This is a genomic window from Hydrogenophaga sp. (assembly GCF_041633695.1).
Lineage (GTDB): Bacteria > Pseudomonadota > Gammaproteobacteria > Burkholderiales > Burkholderiaceae_C > Hydrogenophaga.
This window is the reverse complement of sequence record NZ_JBFJMY010000526.1, coordinates 1-2617: the sequence shown is the minus strand read 5'-3', so window position 1 is coordinate 2617 and position 2617 is coordinate 1. Positions and strand designations below refer to the sequence as shown.

Sequence of the window (2617 nt, the reverse complement as noted above, 5' to 3'; positions counted from 1 at the left end):
GCTGGAAATCCGAGCGCCGATGCTGGGCGCATTCTATGGCGCCCCCAAACCTGGGGCCGCACCTTTTGTCGCCATCGGCAGCCGAGTCAACGCGGACACCGCCGTGGGGATCATCGAGGTCATGAAGCTCATGAATTCGATCTCCGCCGGTGTCGACGGCGTGGTGGTCGAGGTCCTCGTCCATGACGGTGACCTGGTCGAATTCGATCAGGTGCTGATGCGTGTGCGTCCGGCGTGAGCACGGCCATGAAGACCGCAGACCAACTGGCCGTAGAAGGCCCGATCCGACGTGTGCTGGTGGCCAATCGCGGCGAGATCGCCGTGCGCATCATCCGCACGCTGAAGCGCCTGGGCATTGAGTCGGTGCTGGCCGTATCGGCGGCTGACCGCAACAGCATGGGCGCCCGTCTGGCCGACCGCGCGGTGTGTATTGGCCCTGCGCGAGCCACAGACAGCTACCTGCGCATCGGTACTTTGATCGAAGCGGCCCGTGGTGTCGGAGCGCAAGCGATCCACCCGGGTTATGGCTTTCTTTCGGAGCGCGAAGAGTTCGCCGCGGCCTGCGAAGAGAACGGCCTGATTTTCATCGGTCCAACCGCCAGCCAGATCGCACGCGTTGGCAACAAACTCGAAGCCCGGCGTTGCGCCGAACAAGCAGAGGTGCCGATCGCGCCTGGCGGGCAAGTCGACAACCTGCCTGCGGCGCTGGAGATGGCCGAACAGATCGGATACCCGGTTCTGATCAAGGCCGTTGGCGGTGGTGGCGGACGGGGCTTGAAGCGCGCCAACTCGCCAGCCGAGTTGAGTGCCTTGTTCGACCTTGCCAGTTCCGAGGCTTTGGCGGCATTCGGCGACGGCCGGGTTTATGTTGAATGCTTTGTCACGCAAGGCCGCCACGTGGAGGTGCAGATCCTCGGTGACGGCGAGAGCGTGATCCATCTGGGTGATCGCGACTGCTCCGTGCAGCGCCGCTACCAGAAGCTGGTCGAGGAAGCACCGGCGCCCCATCTGTCCGATGAAATGCGTCGCGGTTTGCACGCGGCAGCGGTGCGTTTCTCCGAGCACATCAACTACCGCAGCCTGGGCACGATCGAGTTCCTGGTCGATGTCGCGCGCCAACGCTTCTACTTCCTGGAGATGAATGCGCGCATCCAGGTCGAGCACCCCGTGACCGAGCAGATCACCGGGCTCGACCTGGTGGCCGAGCAGATCATCGTGGCGCAGGGCCATCCCTTGCGCATGAAGCAAGCCGACGTTCGATTGACGGGCCACGCGATCGAGTGCCGCATCAACGCCGAGGATCCCACAAACGAATTCCGTCCGGCGCCCGGCAGGCTCACTGCGGCCCACTTCCCAGCCTGGACAGACTTGCGCGTGGACACCCACATGGAAGCCGGCGCCATGATCCCGCCGTACTACGACTCGATGATCGCCAAGGTTATTGCCACGGGCAGTGACCGCGAGCACGCACGCCGCCTGCTGGAGGCTGCTTTGGTCGACGTGCGCATCGAAGGCGTGCTCACCAACATCGCGCTGCACCGAGCCGTTCTGGCCACACCCGAGTTCATCGACGGTGGGTTCGACACCGGATTTCTCGGGCGGTTTCTGGCCGGTTCCGGCGCGGCCATCTTTGGTCAGCCAGCCACGCCGCCTGCCACTTCCACCGCTTCTGAAGGACCACGCTCATGAGCGCCAACACACCGAGTTCCAGCGGCCCCGACTTCATTGACACCACGCTGCGCGACGGCAACCAGAGCCTGTGGGGAGCCACTGGCCTGCGCACCGGCATGATGCTGGAGGTCGCCCCGGACCTCGACCGCGTCGGCTACCGCGCGCTCGACTTCTCCACCAGCACGCACATGGCGGTGACGGTGCGTTTCCACAAGGAAAACCCCTGGGAGCGCATCCGCCTGATGAAGGCACTCATGCCGCGCACGCCGCTGAGTTTTCTGTCCACCGGTATGCGTTTCATTTCGTGGGAGACGGCGCACCCCGAGTTGATGGCGCTTTCCTATCAGCTGCTGGTACGCAACGGCATCGAGCGTTTCATGGTGATGGATCCCATGAACAACATGCAGGCCGTGACCGACAGCGCCACGGCCATCGCCGCAGCGGGCGCACGCGAGATCGTCGGTGCCATCGTCTACACGGTCAGCCCCATCCATGACGACGCGCACTTTGCCGACGCGGCGCGCAAGCTCGCTTTGGTTCCCGCCATCAACCGCGTCTACCTGAAGGACCCAGGCGGCCTTCTCACGCCCGAGCGCGCCCGCACGCTGCTGCCCGCGCTGCACACGGCGCTGGGCGGCAAGCCACTGGAGCTGCATTCGCATTGCACCATCGGCCTGGCCCCGTTCACCTACGCCGAAGCGCCCGAGCTGGGTGTGCAGACCCTGCACACAGCGACACGGCCCCTGGGCAACGGTAGCAGCCAACCGGCCATCGAAAACGTGGTGGCCAATCTGCAAAGCCAGGGTGTTTCGGTGGATCTGGACATGGAAGCCGCGGCCCGCGTCAGCAGCTTCTTCACCCAGCTCGCAGCAGTCGAAGGCCTCGCGACCGGCGTGCCGCAGGAGTACGACATGCGCTACTTCCAGCACCAGTTGCCGGGCGGCAT

Annotated in this window: 2 protein-coding genes and 1 pseudogene; all 3 read left to right on the top strand. The window is 64.8% G+C overall.

All coding sequences use genetic code 11. The annotated features are described in order from the left end of the window. The coding region (locus ABYB95_RS21160) for an acetyl-CoA carboxylase biotin carboxyl carrier protein subunit (RefSeq protein ID WP_372661558.1) at positions 1 to 238 on the top strand (238 nt) is incomplete at its 5' end. Positions 239 to 246: 8 nt separating this feature from the next. After that, complete coding sequence (locus ABYB95_RS21155; protein ID WP_372661555.1) at positions 247 to 1689, top strand: acetyl/propionyl/methylcrotonyl-CoA carboxylase subunit alpha; 1443 nt, start codon at positions 247 to 249, stop codon at positions 1687 to 1689. Then, positions 1686 to 2617: pseudogene (locus ABYB95_RS21150) on the top strand (hypothetical protein); the annotation flags it as partial. The gene ABYB95_RS21155 and the pseudogene ABYB95_RS21150, both read left to right, overlap by 4 nt.

Excerpts from the sequence above, each read along its gene's own strand:
- ABYB95_RS21155 (WP_372661555.1), top strand. The coding sequence starts at position 247 with ATGAAGACCGCAGACCAACTGGCCGTAGAAGGCCCGATCCGACGTGTG.